The following is a 22,821-nucleotide window of genomic DNA, read 5'->3' as shown; positions in this document are numbered from 1 at the left end:
CACAAATGCCCCTCTTCTCTGTAAAAGAGGGTAAATAAAAAAATGACCGAATTCACTCATGATTTTAAAATATATACCCAATGCATTAACTTTTTTTCGGCTGATCTTAATTGTGCCATTTCTGGTCTTTTTACATCAGCAGGAATATATATACGCATTTTATATTTTTATTATTGCGGGCTTAACCGACGGGCTGGATGGCTGGCTCGCTCGTCATTTTCACTGGCAAACGGTCTTTGGCTCAATGATCGATCCTCTGGCCGATAAGCTTTTAGTGGTATGCAGTTTCATTTCCCTTGCCTTGCTTGGAAGTTTGCCGTGGTGGCTGGTTATTCTGGTTATTTTAAGGGACATCACTATATCTTTTGGTGTTCTGGCCTGGTATCTGTTAATTCAGCGTCAGATGGATTTTGAACCTACTCGATTAAGCAAGTTTAATACTACTTTTCAATTATCGTTAGTGACCATATGCCTATTTGAATTGGCTTATTTTCGCTTCCCTCCTTATATTCTCTTTTCACTCATTGTATTGACCACCATTACTACAAGTGCGAGTTTCATTGATTACGTGTGGACATGGGGAAATAAAGCATGGCCAAAACACAGCCGGAATTAACCAACCAACAACTGGCTTTGGCAATTCATCTCAATGAAGAGGCGACGCTTGCTGATTTCTGTTGGAACAACAATCACCTTCTCGAGCAACAATTGCAGTTAATCTTGCAAAATCAAGGAGAACGCACACTTTATCTATGGGGCAATTCGGGAAGCGGCAAATCACATTTATTACAAGGCTGTTGTCAGGAAGTGGCTGCCAGTCAAGCGGCAGTGTACCTGCCAATGACCGTTTTAAAAGAATGGGGACCACAGTCCATTGAAGACATTGAGGGTCAACATTTCATTTGTATAGATGATATTGATGCTATTGCCGGGCATAAGGAATGGGAAGAAGCACTTTTTCATTTATATAACCGTATCAAAGAGAATGGGCGCAGCCAATTAATCATGTCCGGCAAATTGCCGCCCGCAGCCATGCCTATTCTTCTTGCCGATTTAAAATCACGCTTAAGCTGGGGGCTTGTACTGCACCTTCATGAACTTTGTGATGAAGACAAAATCAAAACCTTAAAACATCATGCGCAAAAACGAGGGTTTAATTTCCCTGCCAATGTCGGCCAATATCTTATTAATCGCTGTTCGCGTAACATGCACGATTTAAATCTGCTGCTTCATCATCTCGATAAGGCTTCACTAGCCGCGCAGCGAAAAATCACCATTCCCTTTGTGAAAGCGACATTGAAGATTTAATGCAAATACCGATTATTGGCTGGTTGAGTAAACAGGGCTCTCAGAAGTTTTATGATAATGAACATCAGATTCTATATTCTGACCCTTAGGTGAAGAAAACCAAAGAACACCTGAGTTCGCCTTTTCTCCTGAATAGTGTTTCTCAGGCACAGATGTGGATGTAACTCGTCTCACATTCGATACGCTATAATCCATGCTCACCAGCTTAGGATAACGCGGATCCTTGCGAGAAGTCTGAGGTTCAATCGTTATAGGTTGCGAAGCGACACTTTGACGCTCTTCTAATTTAATGTTTTGCTCTTTCATTTCAATCATATTTCTGGCTATCTTAAGATTCTCAGAGTCTCTATCAGCAACACTTTTTTTATTTGTTTTCTTCTCATCGTGAGGAGTTGTTTCATCGGAAAACTGCTCAATTTTATCCTTATCCAAGCCCATCCAACGACCAATAAGGTTTTGTACAAAAGGGCGTTCCACAAACCAGTATATACTGAATGCGGCCAAAGCCACGGTCAAACTTATTGCAATCACAGGCCATGAAACCGGTGAAACCGAAGCGATAAACAAGCCAACAACAGCCAAAGCGACCGTTTGACCAGCAAAATATCCGCCGCCAAAAAACAAAACACCGGCCACAGCCGCCGTAGCATACTTTGCGACAACCAAAGCAGGATGATGAATCGCTTTGTCAAAAGTTTTCTGAGTTTCCTGTAACTCCCCTTTTCGACTTTCCAGATAATTCAGGATAGCCAGGTAATTATTTAAATCCTCCTTTGAGGCCGTTTTAGCCTTGAGTGAAATTTGGGTGTACAGTTCTCTGGCGTATTTGAGTTGCTTCAAATAAAGATCCAGCAATTTTGGTGCATTTTTTATCTTGACACCTAAATGTTGAGAAATTTGCTGTAAATCAAAACCGTAGAAGACAAGAATAGAAAAAATGGAAAAAACAGAACCTACAATAAAGGTCGCCACCGCAGGTAAATTAAAAATTCCCAACAAAGCAGTGATACTGTCAAATCCTTCACAGCCATAGAAAATGGTTCCCGCAATTACTAATAAAGCAAATTTAATTTTAGCGGGCCAACGTTTTTTTTCTTTTTTATCTTTTTGATCGGGCTCACATTCTGACAAATGATTCTTATAATCACGCAATAAAGCAGCACGGATAGACTCAAGCAGAAAACGTTTATCTTTTACTGCTGAGTCAACACAACTTTCTTCTTTATTTAACCAGATGAGTAATGTATCAGTTGTAATATCTGATACAGTCACTTCAGTCCCCAAGCATTGAGACATGAGTCTTTTACTATGTTTACTGAGTTTAATATCAGCCATTATGCTGCCTTCAATCACGTTTAAATTTGTAAACAGCATTGTAATGCTTGTTTATTAAACAAATATTAAGTTATAGAGGTAATTTACGAAAATTCAGGGCGATTTCATCAAAGTTCAAAATCCAATCACTTTTTTCAAATATTGCGTAGAAAGGGCAGCTTTCATTCGTTTTAAAGCAATGCCATCTTGGTTTGAAGTATCTTGGGTTAATAATTTAAGGACTATTTTACGCATAATGCTCAAATTTCTATCTGCATAGCCGCGATATATGGGGCATTGATCTTCGTTCATACCGACATCCAACTTATAGTGTAAGCCATTTTCTATTTTCCAATGGTCGCGAATCGCCTGACGCATTAAGTTGTGTTTTTTATAAGGCAGGGATGTCATGTAGTAACGTGTAGCCGTTTCAATGTCTCCTGTGGGTAGATGCCGCGTGGATTGCACACGGATATAGGCGCTTAAATCTTTCCATTGTTGACCGCGAAGGTACATGGCTGGTAATACGGTGTATGTTCTTTCTTCAAAACGGCTGTGGTCATAATTATTGGTGTCTTTCTGTTGGAAAACCATGGCTTTGTAATTTAGGGAGTCCGCTTTTTGAAAGAGGTTATCCACTTTCCGGTGCATGCGTTTATGATTCTTTTTTAAAGCAAGCACATAATGAGCTTGTTTGAGACGTATTAAATTGGCAATTCCCTTTTGCGTTCCCATTGCATCAATCGTTATTACTTTATCTTTGATATTGAGTGCTTTTAGTAGTACAGGTATCCCCTTTATTTCATTAGACTTGTCAGGTGTAACCGTGCTTCCAAGCGTCGCGGATAAGCGTGGGGAGTAAGCATTCACCAGATGGGTCGCCTTCTTATGGCCCCTTTGATAAGAGGAGCCGCGACTCGTCTTACCATCAATCGCAATCAGCTCATCCATAAAAAATTGACTGATTCCTTCTATCCATGAACTTAAACAACGCTCAAATTCTAAAGGGTCAATCAGAGAAAATACCCGTGCCAATGTGTGATGGCTTGGCAAACCTTCACTGACGTCAATAAATTGGCTTAACCATCGCTTGCGCGACCTGGCAAAAATCTCCATGGCTTTCCAACTGTCACAGCCACATATTAATCCGCATAAAACAATAATCAGTATCGTTAAAAGTGAATACGTGCAACGACCTCCAACTCGTGGATCGCGGATGGACAGAAAACAATGAAACAAATATTGATTTTTTCCAAATTTACGCGTACTTTCTAACACAATCAGGCTCCTTCTTAAGATTTTTATAATCTACGTCGGTCAACGTAGGTGCCTGATTATTAACACTTTCTATTTTAATTTGCCAGATAAATCAACTCTCTCTTCTACAGTTGAGATACTCTTATCGTTTGATTTTTGAACTTTGATGAAATCGCCCTGAGAAATCAGATAAAAATTCAGCCTTATTACGAGGATTATTGGGGTTATTTTGCTACGGTAATCCGCCCACAAAATAGTTGATGCCAAAAGTAGAATTTTATCGTAATGTATGTGCAAGGAGATTCTGCATGAAGAAATCAAAATTTAGTGCCAGCCAAATCCTGTCGATATTGAAGCAAGCTCAAAGTGGTGTTGCAGTTCCAGATTTATGTCGAGAGCATGGTATAAGCAATGCGACATTCTATAACTGGCGAGCCAAGTATGGAGGCATGGATCTTCCAATGATGGCTCGGCTAAAGGAACTTGAAGCAGAGAATAGCCGCTTAAAGAAGATGTACGCTGAAGAGCGCTTAAAGTCAGAAATTTTAAAAGAGGTGCTTGAAAAAAAGTAAAAAAGCCATCCGCTCGCCGAGAGCTTGCGCGCATGATAGTGCGGGAACGGAATATTGCAGTCAGGATGGCTTGCTGGTTATTTAGCATCAGTGAGACGTGCTACCGTTATGAACCCAAACTGAATGAGGAAAACAGGGTCATAGCGGATTGGCTAATGCGCTTAACTCAAAACAACCGTAACTGGGGATTTGGCTTGTGTTTTTTATATTTGCGCAACGTGAAAGGTTTTTGTTGGAATCACAAACGTGTTTACCGTGTATACAAAGAGCTCGAGTTAAATTTACGGATAAAACCCAAAAAACGGTTAATTAGGGAAAAGCCTGAGTCCCTGGCCGTGCCAACATCAAGCAACCAGTCCTGGTCAATGGATTTTATGCATGATCAACTGGATAATGGACGCTGTTATCGGTTACTGAATATTATTGATGACTTTAACCGGGAAGGCCTGACAATCGAAGCGGATTTTTCATTGCCTTCTGCCCGAGTCATCCGGACACTGGAGCAAGTCATTGAATGGCGAGGCAAGCCTAAGCAGATACGTTGTGATAATGGGCCTGAATACGTAAGCCATAAGCTCGCAAGATGGGCTAAAAATCACGATATTGAGCTTGTATTCATTCAGCCAGGTTGTCCGCAGCAAAATGCCTATATTGAGCGCTATAATCGTACTGTTCGGTATGATTGGCTTAATCAATACTTATTTGAGAGTATCGAACAAGTCCAACAACAGGCCACCAAGTGGCTTTGGTCTTATAACAATGAACGTCCTAACTCGGCTATTGGAGGTATACCACCCAAAAGAAAATTGGCTCTAGCAGCCTAGGTTTCTACTTTTAGTGTCAGTTAAAAATGGGGGGATTACCCTACATTTTATTTATATTGGGTGTCTTAGCACTAATTAAGTCTCTATAAACTAAATGGATTTTTGATTTTGTGACATATAATCAATTTTAAAGGGCATTAGATTTTTATCAAAAATGTAATAGACCCTGTTATATCTTACAGGAAGTGTCGTGTCACTAGGTCTAATTGTATTTAAATTTCACTTTTGGCACCCAATGCTTTTCACCATAATTATCTATGACAGCTATATCTGAAACAAAATCTACTCCTTCCTTTTTAAAGGGAGGTTCAACCCAAAAATTTAAAGATATTTTTGTGGTGGTACCTGGTGGAATTGGATTTTCAGTGCTATAAACTCTTCCATTAACAGCTTTAGTTAAAACCTGTCCTCGAATTTTACGTTTTCTCAACAAAGAACCTGTAAGAATAATTTGCTTATCAGTGTTATTCGTCGCAAGCAATTCGGCTACTACTTGCATAGCTGGATTTGAGCGTATAGCCCCCATATGCCACCAATTTGAAAGTTCAGGGAATTGACTATTTTCAAGGTGAATAACTATTTTTTTGTTTTTTTTATTAAGAATCTTATAAATAGACTTTATCTTTTTTACGCACCACTTAAAAAAACCAGTAACATATCCCAAAAAAACCAATATCCCTAATAGTATGGTCACCAAAGAGCTAATATAATTTACGTCCATTATCCCTCGCTTTTTTAACCCTTAATCAAACTTCATTCACCATATTATAAAAAAGAGTCTCGATCGTCTCTTGCATCTCTTCTTCACTTGGTTTTGCATAACGAAATATTTCTTTAATCGAAACATTCCCACTTACCTCTTGCGCAAAATGAACACCATGTTTATCTGTTACTCTTTTAAGAAAAGTATGCCGTAGCTTATGAGGAGTAAACTCAAATTTTTCCTCATCCGGCAAAAAGGCCAAAGCCTGTTTCAAAAGACGCTGGCAAGTTCGATATACGTCCAACGTTTTAAGCCGAGTGTTATAGCGTGTTACAAATAATGGCCCTTCCGGATCAGGCTGCCTTTGTTCCAAATACTGATCCAGGAATTGCCTGGACTCTACTGGCAACGGCACCCTGCCCGTCACCCGTTTACTTTTATGGCGAACAACATTGGATAGCCCCTTTCTTTCATACTGATAGACATTTAGCGATACCAGCTCCGATGCTCGAAGCCCACTTCCTAATAAAGTATAAAAGATGGCTGCTTCGAATAATGGATTTTGATTTTTTCGGGTACAGCTTTTAATGCGTTGTTCACAAGCAGATTTAAGTCGCATTAATTGACGGCTGGTTAATCCATTCCAATCTGGCGAATCAACCTGTACATCTTTTACTTGGGATAATGGATCACCCGCCAATAATGGCCGATGTTGATGCAGCCACCGCCCCACATGTCGAATCGTTGCCATGGTGCGATTAACCGTGGTTGCCTTATACGATTTTCCGGTCACTGATGAAATGGTGGAGGATAAATTTTTTTGAAACTGTTTGCTGACCGCTGGTGTCCAGCTATCCACATGATCATGCCCTACTTCCATTTCAAAGAACTGAATAAATTTGGTCAGATCTTTCATTTTGGCCTGTTCGGTTTTAAGCGGTGCACCTTTGACATGAACTTCATAATAATATCCAAGCCATGCTTTTAAAGAATTGGTATCAAATTGAACACTAACCTTGCTTGAAATTTTATCTATCACAAACTTCGCATTTTTGTCATTTTGATGATCGAGAAAATTCAAGGGTCACTCCTTTGGCTTTTTCACGATATTAGCATGTTTGAGATAGATAAGGTACGCTATCTATCTCAAATAAGATTAGCTCAAATCCACTCGTCTAAAATAGTATAAATAAGGTAGGCGAGAGAGTTATAAACAACGTGGACTTTGAGAATCTCAAAATACGATTACGAAAACGGACAATCCTGGCTTTTGATATTATTATTAAACAAAGATGAAATAGAACGAACATGAGTATAAGAATAGAGCTGATTATATTTGATAATGACGGTGTACTAATTGATAGTGAAATAATATGGCACCAATTTTGTGCAGCAGAAATGATCCGTCTTGGATATCCCATAACAGTTGAACAATCCTTGAAATTATTTTCTGCTCTCAGTAATGAAAAAACATTCGCGGATATTTTAGCGGATGAATTTGGCTCATCTGAAATAGGATTAGATTTTTCTAAAATTGGACGTGAAACTGAAGCTAATTACCCATCTCTTCTAAAACCAGTAGAGAATATTCATCAAATCCTGAATTTTCTGGATAATAAGAAAATAAATAAATGTATTGCTTCTAATGGTAACTTCGATTACATCCAAAGCACTTTGCAAATTACCGGTTTAAAAAAATATTTTAGTGATGAATTGATCATAGGCGTGGAGGAAACAATGCAGCGCAAGCCAGAGCCTGATGTATTCTTAAAAGCGGCACATACATTCGCTATCCCTCCTGGGCATTGCCTTGTTATTGAAGATCATGCTTTGGGAATTAAAGCTGCGAAGGCAGCAAAAATGCAGGTTATTGGATTTTTGGGCGCTACACATGCACAAGGCATTAGGCATCGTGATTGGATTGCTAATTCAGAACCTGACATGATAGTAAATAATGTAAATGAACTACTGGCAGTTATAAAGAATCAATTTATTTGATAATGAGGTAATGTTATTAGTTCTTTTGTCTATATATGGATATCAGTTTGTGAAATTAGGAATCAATGCAGGAATAGCTTGTACCAACGCTTATTTCACGAAGTATTCACAGAGTTATCCACTGTTTTTGTGGATAAGAAAGTATCCTCATTTCAATTAAATTAAGATGTAAAGCCTTGATGGCTCTGATGTTTTAGAAATAGCGCGGGAAATTTTATGAAAATCAGAGTGCTTAGCAAATACACTTATCCACAAGGAGAATTGATTTCAATTTTGCAGGAAGCACAAACACTATATCAGAATTTTTTTAGAAAAACAGGCTTGATTTTTATTTTTTTATTCCTTTGAAATCGGCTCAATAGCATCTTGCAATTTAAAACACGCATTGTTCATTTTTGGGGTGATAAGATAACTAATTAAATCATCATGTTGATAAGGAACAAGTACATTTTGCAATTCATCTATATCACTTTCAGGGTTTAACCAAGTGTTTTGGGTCTTTGATCCAAAATTACAGGCATGCGATGATGAACATCAGACAAAAATTCATTGGCTTCGGTTGTGATCAAGCAGCAGAATTGATATGTTCTCCCTCTCTTCCCTGCCAGTGTTCCCAAATTGAAGCCACTGCTAGTAGGTAATTCATTCAATGTTTAATATAAAACGTTTTTTTATCTCACTGCCTTTCCCATTCAAAAAAAACAGACATGGGAACAATACAACGACGTTGTTCAAAAGCTTTTTTAAAGTAGGTTTTTGTGACAGTGTTTCTGCTTTTGCATTGATCATCTGACTTCCAATTTTTTTATCTTTTGCCCAGAAAGGAATTAATCCCCAATAAAAATAAGAAGCTTTTAGATAATCAGGTTCGATTTGATAGATAGCCAAAATATCTTGTGTTGGAGCGATATTATATCGAGGCTCTATTTCTTCCAGTTCATCAAGATGAAATTTGGCTTTTATCGTTTTGATATCAGCCTCTAATCTAAAACGACGGCACTTGGTACCATATTAACGACTTACTTTGATTACGGGTGATGTCTTCTCATTTTCAATCAGTAAGGGCTCCCCTACTTTAAACATAAATTTCATCAATAACCATAAACCAATCACTTAAAAAGTTTCCTGCAAGACAACCTGTGTTACGCACAAAGCTGCGTATTATTATATTTTTTCTCGTTTTCTATCTCTTGTTCAATAAGAAACTGCTCATGCCATAAGCCTTCCAGCTCTCTGCGCAGCTTTTGGATTTTTTCCCGAAGACTTAAAATTATTTCTTCAGAGGACTCTTGATAGATGCTTTCTGTTAGTTTTTTGATTAAGCACCCCTTCTCATAAATCTTGGCCTCGAGTTTGACTAAGCGTTTATCTATTATATCGCTAGATGTATCAAACCCTGAGCTGATTTCATTTTTGCTGATTTTAGTTGGGTTGATTTCTGCTTCTTTTTCTTCCTGCCATTGCTGTTCGCGTAATGATAGTTTGTCTTTAAAATTCTGGCCAAGATAGAAGTGATTAAAAAATCCTTTCGGGGTTCCCCAATTATTGTTTCGGAGGATTTTAGCGAGAATATTGTTACGATGCTTTATGCACTGAATATGAGGCATATAAAACTCAATGTTTAATAATGCAAATATACCCATGATCATTCAAAATGCTTGTATTGTTCAAAAAAAGGATCATACTATGCGGCATGAAAAGATTATTTCTAACAAAAGAAGAAAAAGACCGCCTTGAGATAGAGCATTCCCTTAAAGAAAATGGGAAGGAACGAGATCGCATTAAAGCAATATTATTGCGCTCAGAAGGATGGACGGTTCCCAAAATTAGCCAGGCTCTCAGAATCCATCAATCTAAGATTATTCGCCATATCCAAGATTATCAAGCCGGTAGTTAAAGAATGAAAGCGGTGGTTCATCAGGTCAATTAACACAAGCTCAAACTCAGGAGCTTATTGCTCATCTAGAAGCACATACCTACCATCATAATCATGAAATCATTTTGTATGTGCAAGAGCATTATGGTGTTAGTTACACAGTGTCTGGCATGAACAAATGGCTACACCGCAATCGATTTAGCTATAAAAAGCCTAAAGGCCGACCCCACAAAGCCGACCCCGAATTACAAAAACAATTTATTACTGCCTATGAAACGCTTAAAGAAGAAGTTGGAAGCGATGAACCAATCCTTTTTATGGATGCAGTACATCCAACACAAGCAACAAAATTATCTTATGATTGGATAAGAACAGGCAAAACAAAACATGTAGACACAACAGCTAGTCGCACGAGATTAAATATCGTTGGTGCCATCCAACTTGGACAAATTGCACAGACCATAACATCAGAATATGAAACAATTAATGCGCAGTCTATCGTTGATTTCATGGGTAAAATACGTTCTCAATATGGCTCAAAAACAGTCCATCTGATTTTAGACAGGTCTGGTTACCACCGTGCCTCACTCATTGCCGAAAAAGCCGTGGAACTTGGTATTAAGCTGCTCTTTTTACCCCCCATATAGTCCTAATCTTAACCCTATCGAGAGATTATGGAAGGTGATGAATGAAAAGTGTAAACCTCCCTTTTTTAGTGCCAGTTATAATTAGAGTTTTCCGACCTGTTTTTAATCAATCTGTAATCCAAAGGTGACATATCACCGAGTGATTCATGTGGTCTTTCTTCGTTATATTCTTTCATCCAATTTGTGGTAATATCACGTACCTCATTGAGACTTCTAAATAGATAAAAATCCAATATTTCATTCCGATAAGTTCTATTGAACCGCTCCACAAATGAATTTTGAGTTGGCTTTCCCGGCTGAATAAACTCAAGAATAACACCATGCTTTTCTGCCCAATCCGCTAACGCAAGGGAAATAAACTCAGGTCCATTATCAAGTCGCAACCTTGCAGGATATCCTCGATTGGCGGCAATATGGTCAAGTACCCGAATAACCCTTAGAGCAGGCAAGCTCAAATCAATTTCAATTGCCAAAGCTTCCCGATTAAAATCATCTACCACATTAAAAGTCCTGAATCTTCTGCCGCAATTGAGGGCATCACTCATAAAATCAGCTGACCATGTATGGTTAAGGGAATCAGGCACAGCAAGAGGTTCCGGGTGACGGGAAGCTAATCTGCGTTTTCCTTTTCGCCTTATATTTAACTTCAACTCACAATAAACACGGTATACTCTTTTATGATTCCAGGAGAAACCTGCCTGCCGCAATTTGATAAACAACTTCCTGAAACCATAACGCGGATAGTGTTCGGTTATGGTCACCAATTCTTTTATCACCGCTTCATCCTTATCCATCGCCGGCTGATAGTAGTAAGCTGTACGACTTAAGCGTAATACCGAGCAGCTTCGCCTGAGACTCAGACCATGTTCCTGCACCAGATAATCAGCCATTTCCCTCTTTTCAGCCGGCTTCAAAGCTTTTTTTCTATAACATCCTTCAGTGCACGGTTTTCCAGAGACAAATCAGCAAACATCCGTTTCAGCTTTGCATTTTCTTCCTCAAGTTGCTTCATGCGTTTAATATCTGAGGCTTCCATCCCACCGTATTTTGCTTTCCAGTTGTAATAGGTGGCATCGGATATCCCATGTTCCCGGCATACATCCTTTACCAATCGTCCTACTTCAACTGATTTTAATATGTTTAAAATTTGATTTTCTGTAAAGCGACTGCGTTTCATCGTTCCTCCTCTTTTTTGCTTATTATGCCGGAGAAACTCTAATTGAAAATGGTGCTATTTTAAGGGAGGGTTACAAAAGGTCAGGAATAATCGATTTTTTAAAGGGGCCAAAGATTTTAAAGAGGCAATATCTGGATTTTTTGAAGACATACTACCCAGTATTGGAAATGAGCTAAATGATCGAATTAATGATAATTTCCAAATCTTAAAAAATTAGCATTTTGAAGTTTATTGGGTATAGGTATTCTGCAACCACTTGTTTTGGTGATGAAAAGTTAACTTTGTGTTTATACGTCAGATTAAAAAATGTGCCAGCCACCTGTTTTTTGATTTCTTCAGGTATCTCTTCTTTTATTTCAGTAAATAAAAACTGACGTACTAATAGGTTGTTTTGTTTAAAATAATGCTAAAAGTCCTCTCTAGCTCATTTTTCGGATTTTCCACCATTGATTGGCTGCGCCAGGCAACATGTCCATCAGGGCGTACCAGGACACAGCCTTCCCTGGTTATATCATAAATACCATGCCATGTATTTTCAGGATCAATCAAATCACCATCCGATCCCACTTTATAAACGGTTAATGGAAATGATAATGTTTGGGTTAATTCGCTGGCAGCAGTTCGCCAAGGTTCTCCTTCTGAACCAACGAAAAGAACAAAATTCTTTTCGAAAAGGTCTAAGGTAGAAATGATTTCATTATCTTTTATTAATTTCACATAAGGTGCTCGACTACCTGGTAGAGTAGTGGGAATATATTTAGAGGGAGATACATTGATGGTTTGACTATTTTCAGACACCACGGCATTTGAATGATAAATAAAACCCAAATCTAATCCTTCATAATTAAGATTTTTTTGTTGCTCATGCAATTTTATTTTTAACGTTTCATGATCACCGGCATGAATGGCTTTATAGATATCAAAAAAACGTTTCGCGTTTTCAGTACTCCATTCAATATTGCGTTTAGCAATGGGTGCACGTTCTTCATAATAAGTATCTAATAGCGAATCAGAAAGGTCATGATTCAGCACAAATGCTAATTTCCAGGCTAAGTTATGTGCATCAGCAATACCTGTATTCATTCCTAAACCACCGGTAGGCGGTAAACGATGAGCGGCATCGCCGACTAAAAAAATTCGGCCATAACGATATTGTCTCGCGACTTGCGCCGCCATTGTCCAAAAACTTTTATTTATAATTTTGACATCAAGATTAGAAACATCAACAACACGTCGAATTTCATTTATACAGTATTCATCTGTAAAGTCTTCTTTTTTATTTTCTGCTGTAAAGCGCATACCGACTATCCAACGGTTTTTACCATAGGCCATAAATAATGACCTGCTGGATATCGTAGGATCAATAAAGAAAAATCCGGCGCTAGGCCGATGTTTTGTCCATTGTGATATGTCAAATTCACAATAAACACTACAACTTCGTCCTAAGTTATCAGTCCCTTCCATTTCAATTTCCAATTGTTTGCGTGTAAGGCTATGAGCGCCATCAGCAGCAACAACATATTGAGCGTGTACCAATTCTTCTTTATTGCTTTTTCGATTCAGCAGTCGCACCATTACGCCAGTATCATTTTCTTCAAAAGAAACCATTTCTTTTGAAAATTGAATCTCTGCTTCTTGATGATATCGCAAAGTATGATGTAAATAGTCTTCCACACAATCTTGTGTAACAAAACTGGCCCCGATAGGCCCATGCGTATAATTTTCTATGCCTTTCATTTCCACCCGAGTCACTTCTTTGCCCTGCAAGGACTCTGACCAAATAAATCTTATTGCTTCTTTTGGAAATTCATATTTCAATAATTCATTAATATTTCCCCATTGCCTAAATAGCTCCATCGTTCGCATGCTAACACCACGAGCACGAGGGTGTGCTGTACGGCCTGGATGTTGTTCGATCACTAATGAATGAATATTTTGACGTGCTAATGCTAAAGCCATGCTAAGGCCAACAGGTCCGCCACCAACAATTAGTACGGGAATTTTTTTCATGAATAGCTCTTACTTAAATCTAAGTTAAATTTTGAAAGTCTGTGACAATCATTGGAAATGAAAGGGATATCTCATGCTTTGTAAATATTTTCTGCTTGTTGTTTTAACTCATCTTGATTAGCCATATTATGCTTCATAAATTTACCTTAAGACATTGGCCAGATAAACTATCTGGCCAATGAAAAACCGCTCGGAAAAGCTCGCATTTTCCCATTTCTGTAACCATTAAACAAAAAAATCAGCAAATTATTAAATCTTAGCTACCTTCTTCGCTTCTTTGCGGATGTGCATCAATTAAGCCGCTTTGTGCAGTGGCAGACACATCTTTGACGGGTTGCATGCCAGTCATTGGGATAGATTTAAGTTCTTTGTCATTTAAATCAAATGCACTAAGAGCGATCATTTTGATGTTTTGATCGTTATAAGTTCTGAAATAGTAATTTATATTTTGCGGATCTTTTACTGTTGTTGCCAGTGTCAAATCAAAAGTAACTTTTTCATTTGTTTTAGAACCCACTGCACCGGGTGGTATGTCAAATTGATTGAGCAAATGAAAGGCTTCATATACAGCTTTGGCAGCGTTACTGACAGGTGTGGCCGTTGCTGAAAATATAGCTGCTCTTACAAAGCGTGATGGAGGAGAAAAATCACCAGGTAATCCATGTAGACCTGAACCTTGACCGAATGAATTGAGCTTATATCCATCAATAACTTTGCTAGGTGCGTTCATTGGAGAAAGATTGAGATAGTTGGATAAGTTTGTTAGATGCCAATCAAAAGTCGGTGAATTGGTAATGACACCAATTGGATTGTCATTGACAACCAGTTTGCCGTTAATTGGCTCAATCACAATACTTTTACCAGTTTTATCATAAACCACATAATGAAAGGGAGGGACCAAACCCCATCCAGCAGGAGAGGTTGGCACAATAACAACCGAATTAATATTTTGTTTAACTTCATCAACGGTTGTAAATTGAGTCAAAATCCAGTTAGGGAATTCTGTAGGTGACAAAGCTATATTTTTATTTTTAGGTGTCACTTCTGTATAAGTGGCATAATTTGGGAAATAAAATGCGGCAGATGCCAAGCCCTTTTCATTTAAACCGTCCAGAATGGCTGCTTCACCAAAAGCATTTGCACCAATAACAGCAAATTGAGCCTTGTAAGCTAACCCTTTTGTGCCATCTGGCAATGTGCCATTAAAAGCATAATTTCTAGGAATAACTAGCCCGCTCAATGGGATTGGTGAGGCAAATTCAACAGTGCGTCCATTAATAAATGAGTCATCGCCTGCCTTTAATTGCAGCCCAGTACAAGCCTGTGTGATTGTGCTTACAATAGTGCTTGCCAATATGAGTAACAATCGTAGCATTTGTGTCATCAAAGTCCTTTTCATTATAATCTCCTATGATTTGGAAAGAGAAATATCCCCAACGACCATCTTTATACAAATTATCTTTATAGTCATATATAATGCGGCGGCAAAATGAACCAGAATTGGTTAATCCACAACTTTACAAGTTGATCCTTTTTTTCCATGCCTTACCTACGATATTGATAATCGATTTTCGAGATAAGAACCTGGGTAATAGCGATATAGTTTTGTTTTTCTTACCGATTACAACGTGCCGCTTCCCTTGCAGAAATGCCTCTAATCCTTTTTGAGCAACAAATTCTGCAGAATCAAAATCACCTTTTTCATAGTTTAAGTGTGGCGCTGCAACTTTGGCAAAGTTTGATTCGGTACCTCCAGGACATAATGCCATTATATGTAATCCTTTATCTTTATATTCGCCACTTAAGGCTTCAGTAAAAAACAAAACATAGGATTTGGAAGCAGAATATACGGTAGCATACGGTACAGGTGTAAAAGAAGCTAATGAAGCTACATTTATGATGCCACCACTGCCTGCTTTGATCATATGTGGAATAAATAAATAACAAAGTTCAGTTAAAGCATTGATATTGAGCTGCAACATATTATTATAAGTTTCCAAATCAAAATCCAAGAACTCACCCCACTTCCCAAATCCCGCATTATTAATTAATAAGTCAATGGCAATATTCGCTTCTTGTATTTGCTGATAAAGTAAATTGGCGGCACCTTTTTTAGATAAATCACAGGTGAAAACCTGGACATCCGCCCCTTTTTTTCGTAACTGTTCTGCTAATGTATTTAATTTATCCGTTTGCCTTGCGGTGATAACCAGTTTCATTTTATATTCTGCTAGTAGTTGTGCAAAAGCAAAACCAATACCAGATGAAGCACCTGTTATTAACACGGTTTTATTTTCTAGTTTTTTCATGTCATCCTCCATCCCCAAATTATGTTCTTACCTATCCTAACATTGAATGAGCCTTTAAATGGTTTTCCAGAAAAAATATTTTCTTGTTTGCACACAAGCAAATAACCATCACAGAAACGACAAGATTAGCTAATCATTTGGTTTATCTTGAAAATCGATGAAATTAGTTAGCGCCAGGGTGTGTTGACAATTGGTTTGGCGGGCGTGCATATATAAATCACCGAGTGCATCGTGAGATGGAAGTCCATTGGATAACTTTAAAAATATTTTCAACCACTCTTCTTTATTTAGGTGCTCTCCACGCCAAGGCGCGAAGAGCCAAAACCAGCAGTTTAGACAGTTCGGTGATTTTATGCGACAGAATCATCCACAAAGTCGCAGTCAAACGCTAATCCGGCAGATTTCCGTCATTGTCACAACCGGCGCCGTTTACGCAGGAGCAGCCGCTGTCATCGCACGTAACCGCTCCAGAGCAACAACCGGAATAAACCATGTTGACGCAATCACCGGCACCTTTGCATAGACAGCTTCCGTTACACTTGAATTCTACCGCACCGTCCTTTGCAATCAGTTTCGTTGGACCTTTTTGACCTCTTTTCAGTTGGATAACAGTGTCTGACTGTCCCTTCCTGGCGTTCATTTGCTGGGCCAATTGAACACCTACTTGCTGGCTTTGCACAGTAGCCTGCCGCTGATTCTGTGTGGCATCTGCGTAAGCAAATTGCAACCCAAAGATCGATACAACAACAATGAAGGCCACCGTAAAATGCTGTAATAATCTCATCCAATGATCCATAGCGATTCTCCATAATGAACGATGATGCCGAAAAGAGTTTTTCCCGGATGGGAATACTTTGTACTCGCCCTCACTAGTATAGTCCGCACCCAACCTGATTACAAATTGTCCATATTATTTATAAGATGATGCTCCGGTGGATATACATTGACGCAGAACTTTTATATCACCTACTTTACAAGCGAATAAATAGTTGACAATCTAGAAGAGCATGTTCTTTTTGTATAGGGATTTACCAGGAGAATTTTGATCATGGAAACTGAAACAACTCGCGAGTTACCTGCGAATGAAAGTAGCATTTTCTCAAAAATTAAAAATGCTCAATCAACGTCCTATCTTTATCCAATTGCAGTCTCTGTCGTAACAGGTTATTTTGTTGCACCCTATGTATCAACCATCACAAGATATGGTTTTCCTTATTTTTATGGGAGCATTACAGGAACGATGCCCGAAGACCTGGGCTATCTTGAATATGGAAGTATCTATATTCCAATGAGAGAACATGTTACTGATTTTGCATATCAAAATGCCTATGCTATCAGTATGACTGCTGGATTAGCCGGATATGCTCTTGTGAAAGGGTCATACCATACTACAAAATTAGTGGCTAATAATGCCTATCAAGCAGTTAGTTCAATCGGACGTTCTCTTTTTTCATTCTTTTCAAGCCAAGATGATAATAAAATTGAAGATGAATTGGATTCTCAGCCTTCCCAGCGAGCCATTAAGGAACATCCCTAGGTTCTGCGGCCAAGCCGCAGAACCTAGAGACAGAGTTAATATTTTTGATTCATCAATAATCAAATTTAACTTGTACATATTTAAATCATTCAGTGCTCTAGCTTGTGCCGCTACAAAATCCATATCTTCTTTATCGATGGCCGATGAGATGACATGGTTGAGTGCGCTTGTATCAAGCTCAATTGTACTCTTGGACTTTCCAATTCAGGTTGTTCAAGCCCCGTAAACATGCGCAATACGAGCTTGCTTGTCAGGTGGAAATTCATTTAAGAACTCAACCACAGGAATTTTATCGGATACTTTTTGATAAAATTTTAGTATAACTGTCTGAAAACAGACTTTTGATGGGTGATAATGACTCTCATTAAATTGTCTTATCCAATTTGTGGAATTAAAAAACAATCAAGAAAACACTTGTGATAACGCCCATTTCACGAAGTATTCACAGAGTTATCCACCGATTTTGTGGATAACAAGGAATGCTCATTAAAATTAAAAGAAAAGGCAATGACTTGGTGGCTTTGATGTTTTAGGTATGCATCGAGAAAACAGGAAAAAAATAGGGTGAGTAATAAATAGACTTATCCACAAGAAGAATTGATTTTAATTTTGCAGGAAGCAAAAACACTATATCAGATTTTTTTTAGAAAAACAGACTTGATTTTTAATTTTTTTATTTCTTATCTTTGAAATCGGCTCAAAGGAAGTCACAGGGAACTTGATTAAATATTATCTTGCAAATAAGTTTAGCGAAAAATAAATGGAAAACGGTTATATTTCCGGCATGAGACTTTCTTTTGAAAGGTCTTCAGTATCCATCTCCAGGGCTTCACCGAATACCTCTGCTTTCATGGCAATAACTCGATTAAGCCAAGGAGCAAGCAACCACATAACAAGCGAAGCAGCCAAGGTAAACAAACCGATACCAGCAAACACTTTCGTGTAAATCATCAAAGAGCCAATACCGGCGTTTACGTGCTGGGGAATGGCCGTATAGGAGGCGACAAAAGCACCTGTAAACCCGGATATTGCAGAAGTAAGAAACCACATTCCCATGACGAAACCGGCAATCTGAATTGGCACCAATTCAGCAACCATGGCTACACCCAGAGCTGAAACCAACAACTCGCCCAAACTCTGAAGCAAATAGCTAACAACCATCCACCAGGAAGATACCATTCCGCTTTCAGAACTGGCAAAACGAGCAAAATACAGCAACAAAAAACTTAAGCCGCACATGGTCATTCCCAAGGCAAACTTATGGGCAATGGTAAAACTTGTGCCTTCTTTATGCGGTCTGGAATACATCGTCGCCAAAACAGGACTCATAAGCACAATCCAAATCGGATTAAGCGCCTGAAAGCTTTGCGGATCAATAGAAATACCTAAAAAGGTAGGGCGTACATTGTGTACAGCAAATAAATTTAAAGAAGTTGGCATTTGCTGATACAGGGTAAAAAAAGCAATCGCTTCAATCATCAGGATAAAAGCAACGAACATGCGCAGAGCAGAGATTTTATCTTCCCGGCTCATGTAAAAAGCATAGATCAGCAGAGCTATGAAAATCACCAGCCATAACAGAGCCTGGGCCATCAGGACATGCTGCAGCAAATAAGCCGAGCACAGGGTTAAAGCAATTACACCGATAATCATCAAATTCCATTGAGAAAAATGGATTTGCCTCTGATCTGCTTTTGTTTGGATATGAGCCACATGCTTTCTCTGAAAGAGGTAATTGACCACCCCTAGCACAAGACCAACAGCGCTGAGAAAATAAGCATAAGAATATCCATAGCGGCTGGAAATGGTGGGGCCAGCAAAAAGAGCCACCATAGAGCCTAAATTAATCGCCATATAATACAGGGTAAAACCACCGTGTAAACGAGAGTCATTGTCATGATAGCATTTAGCCAGCAGATTGGAGGGATTGGCTTTAAAGAGACCATTGCCAACACAGATTAAGCCCAGTGCCAGAAAAACGTTATGTTTATTGGTTATTGCCAGGGAAAAATAGCCTAAAGACAAAATGACTAAACCGAGCACAATGGTACGTTTGGTACCAAGGATTTTATCGCCGAGATAGCCACCAAGAACCACCATGCCGTAAACAAGAGCGGAGAAGGCGCCAAAAGTATAATAAGCTTGCGTATCGCTATAGCCTAAAAAGCGGATGAAGTAGAGGGTTAAAATGCCCTGAGCGGTATAGAAGCCAAAGCGCTCCCACAACTCCAGCATAAAAATCATATAAAAAGCGCGCGGTTGCTGACGAAACAATGACAACATAAAAAATCCGTTTTCTGAGTCAGCATTCCAACTTAACGGATTTTATATGGTTTTGCAAGAAAGGATTAGTGATGGGAGGTTGAGAGTGTATCTCCGCCTTTTTCTCTTTCTCCTTCGCTATCTTCTTCTTTTTGCTTTATAGCAGGAGAAATCCTGGCAGAGGCTTTTTTTTCCTCAAAAACAGGAACATCGCTCCAGTCTATCCCTTTTTCCTCCAATGCCTTCTTCAAAACTTCATTGTTTAAAATATGTTGGGCTTTCTCAATAGAAGTGACATCGGTTTTTAAATCCTCCGATTTAAAAGCTTGTTGTAACAATCTGAGACCTGGCTGAAGATTATTAAGCCGTTCAAGAAAAAAGTCGACATTTCTTTGACCCATCTGATGTCTATCAAAGCGCTCAGCTAAATTACTAAAATACTCAAGAATACCTTTATGATCCTGAGCCTTAGTTAGAGCCTCTAATTTTCGGTCTATTTTCTCCATATGCTGGGTTTGACAAATCTCTTTTTTTAATGCAACAACAACATTCTCGCTAAAAAATGTTTTAAAGATATCTGCAGTGGATTCATGTACCTCATCAGATGGAACAATTTTTTTATGAGGTTTGGGCGCATTCATAACGTCCTTTACAGCAGGCTCTTTTTCCTCTTCAGGTTTATTTATGATTGATTTTGCTTTACTGACCAGCCATGAACCCAGCTTCTTAAATAACGGTGTTGCAAGACGTGCACTGGCGTAGGTCAGAGCAGCAGCACTGACTCCGAGCAATATACCAGCACCGATGGGTGGGAAAAAAAGCGATACCACAAGTCCGCCAAGTGCTGCAGCACCCAAAATGGTTCCTACCCCCTTATCTACGACTGACATGAGGCCCATTTCCTCATTTTCTTTTTCCAGTTCGGCAACCTTGTCTTTCAGATTTTGCAAATGCTCCATGTTTGTCTGCAATTTCTTTTGAAATTCTTCCATTTCTTCAAAAATAGCATCCAACTCTTTGGGGGTGGATGCTTTATCCCTGCGTGCTTTAAAATATAATGAGATGAGTTTATTTTGTGATGACTCCAGTTTTTTTCCGGCTTCCTTAATTTCCTCCTCAGTTGCATTTTTACTTTTTAATGCATCTAAATCTTCTTTTGCCTTACGCATGTCTTTAATGGCGTTCTCTATATTTTCATTAGAAAATTTGTAATTAAGCGCATCATCAATCTTCGCTTGCCTTAATTTGTCAATATCATTTTCAACCTTTTCAATCGCTTCATTTTGCTTCGATAGTTCTTTTTTTATCTGTCTTTTTCGGTAAAAAAAGCGGCCCACGGTAAATAGGCCAACGCCTACAGCAAGAGCAGATATCCCAATGGCTAGAAATGGAGCAACCCCAGGTACGGCAATGGCGGCAATACTTAAGCCTAATAACACAGCAGAATAAAGCCATTTGGCGTTGTTTTTTAGCGTAAAAGGAACTTTTCTACCTAAAATGAAAGAAGCAAGATAAATCCCGGGTATACGGAAAAACTCAAAGGCATAAAAGACAAGGGAAGCAATGGAAAAACCCGTACCTACCGCAGTGGCAGCTTTTGCCGAACCCCGTATATGGTGGCTCAGAATTTCCTCTTTAATAAAAGCATCTGTATGGCTTCCTGTGTCACGTAAACGATTGGCAATGTTCGCCACGCCCGGTATCTGTTTCTCAAGGGCTTTTATGATGCTGTCCTCATCGGGCGTTTTTCCGACAATACCGTTTTTTAATGTTCCCAGTTTTTCTTCTATATCTGGCAGAAGAATGTTTTCAAAATACTTTCTTCGCCACTCTAGTTCTCGTTGATCATTTATCACTTTATTATTCATGTCACTACAAAAAAAATATATCTGTATAACGTGAATTCGATATAACTGGTCAAACGACAGCCACGAATGTTTTTTCAATATTCAAGGAAGGTTTCTTTGGCTTAAGTGCATAAGCTGCCAAACCAGCCAAGATATTGACCATAAAATTAAAGACAGAACGATGCCTTGAGTGTTCGATATTTGAAATATTTTTTAATTGGTCAATAACAGATTCAACAATGGCTCTTTTTCTCAACAGGACTTTGTCAAAGGCATCGAGCACTTTTTGCTTCATATTTTTTCTGACTTTGGTCAGTAGTTGCAAGCCTCTTTCAGCAAGTTTCTCGGTCAGATTTTGGGAAATATATCCCTTATCTCCAATCATTTTACCCAACAGATTTTTACTTAAATCGGGCACAACCGTTCGGTCATCTGTTCGGCTTGAGGTTATTTTAAAAGCCATTAGCTCACCTTTATCATTGGCCACCAAATGAAGTTTAAAACCAAAATACCATCCCATAGTTGATTTGGACTTCTCCGCTAACCCCTTAAATGTTTTATTCTGTTGCGCTCTTTTAACGTGGCAGACCTCAATAGGGGTTGAGTCTACGAAATAAATGCCAGTTAGAGTCTTTGATTGATTGTGGCAAAATGCCGTTAATGGCACTATACAAGATGGCATCAGCTCAGTCATTCTGCTATAGCTGACCAGTTTTGGGAAATAGGGACGTAAATCTTTCTGCAAAACATAAGAATAATAGCTTTTGAAGTTTCGATAATTGGATTGGTGGTAGTGTATCACTATCGTCATTATTTCGGACATAGACAGGCTACAGGGTTTCTTCCTGACTTTGCCTGAAATATTTATAAGTTGCTGCTCAAAGATTGGTAAAAACTTTTGACAAAAATCATCGACAATACAGAATAATTCGACTAACTTATCCATTCCAGGCCTCTTGTATCCTATTACTGTTCTTAGAAAAAACAAATAAGATCACAAAAGGTCTGGGTTTTCAATATATTTTCTCTTTGCAGGATAATCCTTAAACAGTTACATCGAATTCACGTTGTATAATAATATACTAGTATATCCTTAAGAAAAGATGACGTGATGAAAGTATGACTTGCCAACAGATAAGTAAGTCATCTATAGTCCTATAACTTAAAAAAAGAATTTTTC

Annotated in this window: 23 protein-coding genes and 1 pseudogene; 8 read left to right on the top strand and 16 right to left on the bottom strand. The window is 38.6% G+C overall.

What is annotated here, in order from left to right:
* Positions 1-58: 58 nt before the first annotated feature.
* Together E4T55_RS08980 and hda are read left to right on the top strand one after the other, a co-directional pair.
* Positions 59-616 (top strand): CDP-alcohol phosphatidyltransferase family protein, encoded by a 558-nt coding sequence (locus E4T55_RS08980; protein ID WP_058502669.1) that lies wholly within the window; start codon positions 59-61, stop codon positions 614-616.
* Positions 592-1,308, top strand: coding sequence for a DnaA regulatory inactivator Hda (gene hda / locus E4T55_RS08975; RefSeq protein ID WP_058502670.1), 717 nt, complete (start codon positions 592-594; stop codon positions 1,306-1,308). The genes E4T55_RS08980 and hda overlap by 25 nt, the downstream gene beginning before the upstream one ends.
* A gap of 12 nt (positions 1,309-1,320) precedes the next feature.
* Here hda and E4T55_RS08970 read toward each other — a convergent pair whose 3' ends face one another.
* Together E4T55_RS08970 and E4T55_RS08965 are read right to left on the bottom strand one after the other, a co-directional pair.
* Entirely contained in the window at positions 1,321-2,643 is a 1,323-nt protein-coding gene (locus E4T55_RS08970) for a hypothetical protein (RefSeq protein ID WP_131780712.1), read from the bottom strand.
* A 114-nt stretch (positions 2,644-2,757) separates the two neighbouring features.
* Positions 2,758-3,900, bottom strand: a complete 1,143-nt coding sequence (locus E4T55_RS08965) for an ISAs1 family transposase (RefSeq protein ID WP_115325252.1) — start codon at positions 3,898-3,900, stop codon at positions 2,758-2,760.
* A gap of 287 nt (positions 3,901-4,187) precedes the next feature.
* On the opposite strand from E4T55_RS08965, the gene E4T55_RS08960 reads away from it, so the two are divergent.
* A protein-coding gene (locus E4T55_RS08960) for an IS3 family transposase (RefSeq protein WP_162262348.1) occupies positions 4,188-5,275 on the top strand; the annotation gives its coding sequence in 2 pieces (ribosomal slippage) (positions 4,188-4,449 and positions 4,449-5,275; 1,089 coding nt in all).
* A gap of 202 nt (positions 5,276-5,477) precedes the next feature.
* Here the strand turns inward: E4T55_RS08960 and E4T55_RS08955 are convergent.
* Positions 5,478-5,996 (bottom strand): hypothetical protein, encoded by a 519-nt coding sequence (locus E4T55_RS08955; RefSeq protein ID WP_058502888.1) that lies wholly within the window; start codon positions 5,994-5,996, stop codon positions 5,478-5,480.
* Positions 5,997-6,021: 25 nt separating this feature from the next.
* Complete coding sequence (locus tag E4T55_RS08950; RefSeq protein WP_058502889.1) at positions 6,022-7,059, bottom strand: tyrosine-type recombinase/integrase; 1,038 nt, start codon at positions 7,057-7,059, stop codon at positions 6,022-6,024.
* Positions 7,060-7,286: 227 nt separating this feature from the next.
* Between E4T55_RS08950 and E4T55_RS08945 the strand changes: the two genes are divergently transcribed.
* Entirely contained in the window at positions 7,287-7,976 is a 690-nt protein-coding gene (locus E4T55_RS08945; RefSeq protein WP_058502890.1) for an HAD family hydrolase, read from the top strand.
* A gap of 479 nt (positions 7,977-8,455) precedes the next feature.
* On the opposite strand, the gene E4T55_RS15635 is transcribed toward E4T55_RS08945, so the two are convergent.
* From E4T55_RS15635 to E4T55_RS08930, 3 genes and pseudogenes are all read right to left on the bottom strand, one after another.
* Complete coding sequence (locus E4T55_RS15635; RefSeq protein ID WP_162262349.1) at positions 8,456-8,545, bottom strand: SOS response-associated peptidase family protein; 90 nt, start codon at positions 8,543-8,545, stop codon at positions 8,456-8,458.
* Between the two features lie 73 nt (positions 8,546-8,618).
* Positions 8,619-8,963: pseudogene (locus E4T55_RS08935) on the bottom strand (SOS response-associated peptidase family protein); the annotation flags it as partial.
* A 155-nt stretch (positions 8,964-9,118) separates the two neighbouring features.
* Positions 9,119-9,625, bottom strand: coding sequence for a hypothetical protein (locus E4T55_RS08930; protein ID WP_058502892.1), 507 nt, complete (start codon positions 9,623-9,625; stop codon positions 9,119-9,121).
* Between the two features lie 44 nt (positions 9,626-9,669).
* On the opposite strand from E4T55_RS08930, the gene E4T55_RS15460 reads away from it, so the two are divergent.
* Genes E4T55_RS15460 through E4T55_RS15630 form a run of 3 tightly spaced genes read left to right on the top strand, consistent with a single transcriptional unit; the run spans position 9,670 to position 10,584 of the window.
* Complete coding sequence (locus E4T55_RS15460; RefSeq protein WP_223168342.1) at positions 9,670-9,873, top strand: helix-turn-helix domain-containing protein; 204 nt, start codon at positions 9,670-9,672, stop codon at positions 9,871-9,873.
* A gap of 56 nt (positions 9,874-9,929) precedes the next feature.
* Positions 9,930-10,499 (top strand): IS630 family transposase, encoded by a 570-nt coding sequence (locus E4T55_RS15455; protein ID WP_238583452.1) that lies wholly within the window; start codon positions 9,930-9,932, stop codon positions 10,497-10,499.
* The gene (locus tag E4T55_RS15630) at positions 10,432-10,584 is read left to right on the top strand and encodes a transposase (protein ID WP_242604091.1); all 153 of its coding nucleotides are present in this window, start codon (positions 10,432-10,434) and stop codon (positions 10,582-10,584) included. The genes E4T55_RS15455 and E4T55_RS15630 overlap by 68 nt, the downstream gene beginning before the upstream one ends.
* Here the strand turns inward: E4T55_RS15630 and E4T55_RS08920 are convergent.
* The 6 genes from E4T55_RS08920 to E4T55_RS08890 all read right to left on the bottom strand — a co-directional run bounded on the left by E4T55_RS08920 (position 10,565) and on the right by E4T55_RS08890 (position 16,791).
* A protein-coding gene (locus E4T55_RS08920; RefSeq protein ID WP_242604080.1) for an IS3 family transposase occupies positions 10,565-11,676 on the bottom strand; the annotation gives its coding sequence in 2 pieces (ribosomal slippage) (positions 10,565-11,424 and positions 11,424-11,676; 1,113 coding nt in all). The two genes, E4T55_RS15630 and E4T55_RS08920, sit on opposite strands and share 20 nt — an antisense overlap.
* A gap of 378 nt (positions 11,677-12,054) precedes the next feature.
* Positions 12,055-13,686: an FAD-dependent monooxygenase gene (locus tag E4T55_RS08910; protein ID WP_058502300.1), complete on the bottom strand. Its 1,632-nt coding sequence runs from the start codon at positions 13,684-13,686 to the stop codon at positions 12,055-12,057.
* A gap of 256 nt (positions 13,687-13,942) precedes the next feature.
* Entirely contained in the window at positions 13,943-15,070 is a 1,128-nt protein-coding gene (locus E4T55_RS08905; protein ID WP_115325395.1) for a linear amide C-N hydrolase, read from the bottom strand.
* Positions 15,071-15,203: 133 nt separating this feature from the next.
* Positions 15,204-15,995, bottom strand: coding sequence for an SDR family NAD(P)-dependent oxidoreductase (locus E4T55_RS08900; RefSeq protein WP_058502298.1), 792 nt, complete (start codon positions 15,993-15,995; stop codon positions 15,204-15,206).
* On the bottom strand, positions 15,992-16,090 hold the full coding sequence (locus tag E4T55_RS15625; RefSeq protein WP_162262335.1) for a toxin-antitoxin system HicB family antitoxin: 99 nt from the start codon (positions 16,088-16,090) through the stop codon (positions 15,992-15,994). Before E4T55_RS15625 ends, E4T55_RS08900 begins: the two co-directional genes overlap by 4 nt.
* 293 nt (positions 16,091-16,383) lie before the next feature.
* Entirely contained in the window at positions 16,384-16,791 is a 408-nt protein-coding gene (locus E4T55_RS08890; RefSeq protein ID WP_058502297.1) for a hypothetical protein, read from the bottom strand.
* Positions 16,792-17,043: 252 nt separating this feature from the next.
* On the opposite strand from E4T55_RS08890, the gene E4T55_RS08885 reads away from it, so the two are divergent.
* Positions 17,044-17,532, top strand: coding sequence for a hypothetical protein (locus E4T55_RS08885; RefSeq protein WP_058502296.1), 489 nt, complete (start codon positions 17,044-17,046; stop codon positions 17,530-17,532).
* A 771-nt stretch (positions 17,533-18,303) separates the two neighbouring features.
* Here the strand turns inward: E4T55_RS08885 and E4T55_RS08880 are convergent.
* The 3 genes from E4T55_RS08880 to E4T55_RS08870 all read right to left on the bottom strand — a co-directional run bounded on the left by E4T55_RS08880 (position 18,304) and on the right by E4T55_RS08870 (position 22,587).
* Positions 18,304-19,815, bottom strand: coding sequence for an oligopeptide:H+ symporter (locus tag E4T55_RS08880; RefSeq protein ID WP_058502295.1), 1,512 nt, complete (start codon positions 19,813-19,815; stop codon positions 18,304-18,306).
* 65 nt (positions 19,816-19,880) lie between these two features.
* On the bottom strand, positions 19,881-21,662 hold the full coding sequence (locus tag E4T55_RS08875; protein ID WP_131780767.1) for an ATP-binding protein: 1,782 nt from the start codon (positions 21,660-21,662) through the stop codon (positions 19,881-19,883).
* Between the two features lie 49 nt (positions 21,663-21,711).
* Positions 21,712-22,587 carry an IS982 family transposase gene (locus E4T55_RS08870; protein WP_115325218.1) on the bottom strand — a complete coding sequence of 292 codons (876 nt, stop codon included), beginning with the start codon at positions 22,585-22,587 and terminating at the stop codon, positions 21,712-21,714.
* Positions 22,588-22,821: the final 234 nt, after the last annotated feature.

It is taken from the genome of Legionella israelensis (genome assembly GCF_004571175.1).
Taxonomy (GTDB): domain Bacteria; phylum Pseudomonadota; class Gammaproteobacteria; order Legionellales; family Legionellaceae; genus Legionella_D; species Legionella_D israelensis.
The sequence above is the reverse complement of the archived record's forward strand: the minus strand, read 5'-3'. Positions and strand labels throughout refer to the sequence as shown.

Excerpts from the sequence above, each read along its gene's own strand:
- E4T55_RS08980 (WP_058502669.1), top strand. The coding sequence starts at position 59 with ATGATTTTAAAATATATACCCAATGCATTAACTTTTTTTCGGCTGATC.
- hda (WP_058502670.1), top strand. The coding sequence starts at position 592 with ATGGCCAAAACACAGCCGGAATTAACCAACCAACAACTGGCTTTGGCA.
- E4T55_RS08970 (WP_131780712.1), bottom strand. The coding sequence starts at position 2,643 with ATGGCTGATATTAAACTCAGTAAACATAGTAAAAGACTCATGTCTCAA.
- E4T55_RS08955 (WP_058502888.1), bottom strand. The coding sequence starts at position 5,996 with ATGGACGTAAATTATATTAGCTCTTTGGTGACCATACTATTAGGGATA.
- E4T55_RS08945 (WP_058502890.1), top strand. The coding sequence starts at position 7,287 with ATGAGTATAAGAATAGAGCTGATTATATTTGATAATGACGGTGTACTA.
- E4T55_RS08930 (WP_058502892.1), bottom strand. The coding sequence starts at position 9,625 with ATGATCATGGGTATATTTGCATTATTAAACATTGAGTTTTATATGCCT.
- E4T55_RS15460 (WP_223168342.1), top strand. The coding sequence starts at position 9,670 with ATGAAAAGATTATTTCTAACAAAAGAAGAAAAAGACCGCCTTGAGATA.
- E4T55_RS08910 (WP_058502300.1), bottom strand. The coding sequence starts at position 13,686 with ATGAAAAAAATTCCCGTACTAATTGTTGGTGGCGGACCTGTTGGCCTT.
- E4T55_RS08905 (WP_115325395.1), bottom strand. The coding sequence starts at position 15,070 with ATGACACAAATGCTACGATTGTTACTCATATTGGCAAGCACTATTGTA.
- E4T55_RS08900 (WP_058502298.1), bottom strand. The coding sequence starts at position 15,995 with ATGAAAAAACTAGAAAATAAAACCGTGTTAATAACAGGTGCTTCATCT.
- E4T55_RS08890 (WP_058502297.1), bottom strand. The coding sequence starts at position 16,791 with ATGGATCATTGGATGAGATTATTACAGCATTTTACGGTGGCCTTCATT.
- E4T55_RS08885 (WP_058502296.1), top strand. The coding sequence starts at position 17,044 with ATGGAAACTGAAACAACTCGCGAGTTACCTGCGAATGAAAGTAGCATT.
- E4T55_RS08880 (WP_058502295.1), bottom strand. The coding sequence starts at position 19,815 with ATGTTGTCATTGTTTCGTCAGCAACCGCGCGCTTTTTATATGATTTTT.
- E4T55_RS08875 (WP_131780767.1), bottom strand. The coding sequence starts at position 21,662 with ATGAATAATAAAGTGATAAATGATCAACGAGAACTAGAGTGGCGAAGA.
- E4T55_RS08870 (WP_115325218.1), bottom strand. The coding sequence starts at position 22,587 with ATGGATAAGTTAGTCGAATTATTCTGTATTGTCGATGATTTTTGTCAA.